This is a genomic window from Amorphus sp. MBR-141 (assembly GCF_053628695.1).
Map to the genome: position 1 here is coordinate 1 of NZ_JBRJGW010000090.1, position 1,283 is coordinate 1,283.

The window sequence follows — 1,283 nt, forward strand, 5'->3', positions numbered from 1 at the left end:
AGAGGTGGCTCGGTTTGTCTGAACAGTTTCCGGGCGATCGCTAAGTGGATTTCTGCCTTGGTTAGGCTGCCATCGTGATTGGTGGCAGCGCATTGAAGTAGGCCTCGTCCGGCGTCTGCCGATCAAGGCTCGAATGGGGTCGGCGGGCGTTGTAGAATTGGTCGATGTATCTCGCCAGAGAAGCCCTGGCTTCCGACACGCTGGCGTAGGCGCGAAGATAGACCTCTTCGTATTTGATGGTTCGCCAGAGCCGTTCGACGAACACGTTGTCCCGCCATGCGCCCTTGCCGTCCATGGAGATGGTGATCTCGTGCTTCTTCAGCAGATCTGTGAAGGCCACGCTGGTGAACTGGCTGCCCTGGTCCGAGTTGAAGATCTCCGGCTTGCCGTGCTTTGCCAGCGCCTCCTCGACAGCCTCGATGCAGAACGCCGTGTCCATGGTGATCGAGAGCCGCCAGGCCAGCACCTTGCGGCTGAACCAGTCGACCACGGCCGCGAGATAGACGAAGCCCCGCGCCATGGGGATGTACGTGATGTCGATTGCCCAGACCTGGTTTGGCCCCGTGATCGGCAGCTTGCGCAGCAGATACGGGTAGATCTTGTGGCCCGGAGCCGGTTTCGAGGTGTTTGGGCGCCGATAAATCGCCGCGATCCTCATGCGCTTCATCAGTGTCGCGACGTGGAAGCGGCCGACATCGAAGCCCTCGCGAACGAGGAAGTCGCGCATCATCCGACTGCCCGCGAAGGGGTAGTCCAGATGCAATTTGTCGATCCGCAGCATCAACGCCAGATCGGCGGCGGGAACCGGTCGCGGCAGATAATAGACGCTCCCCCGGCTAATGCCGAGGGCCGCCGCCTGCTTCCTGAGGGACAAAGGGTGCTGACGGTCGATCATCGCTTTGCGCTCAGCAATCCCGCCTTGGTGAGCGCGCCGGCTAAAAAATCGTTCGTGAGCGTCAACTCGCCGATCTTCGCGTGCAGTTCCTTCACATCGATTGGTGGCGGCGCTTCGGCCTTCCCATCGCCGCCGAAGACTTCGGCGGCCCCTTCCAGAAGCTGTGCACGCCAAGACGTGATCTGATTGGCGTGCACGTCGAACTGCTCCGCCAGTTCGGCCAGCGTTTTCTCCCCCTTGATTGCGGCAAGCGCCACTTTCGCCTTGAAGGCCGGGCTGTGGTTCCGGCGGGGTCGTCTGCTCATGGTCTCTCCTGTTAACGGCATCATGCCGATCTCAGGCAGAAATTCCACTTATCCCAGGTGTCCAGTTTTCCCGAGCCACCTCT

The 1,283-nt window shown here is 60.8% G+C and carries 1 protein-coding gene; it reads right to left on the minus strand.

The annotated features are described in order from the left end of the window. Window positions 1-61: 61 nt before the first annotated feature. A protein-coding gene (locus ACSSVZ_RS28130; protein ID WP_453974171.1) for an IS3 family transposase occupies window positions 62-1,200 on the minus strand; the annotation gives its coding sequence in 2 pieces (ribosomal slippage) (window positions 62-936 and window positions 936-1,200; 1,140 coding nt in all). Window positions 1,201-1,283: the final 83 nt, after the last annotated feature.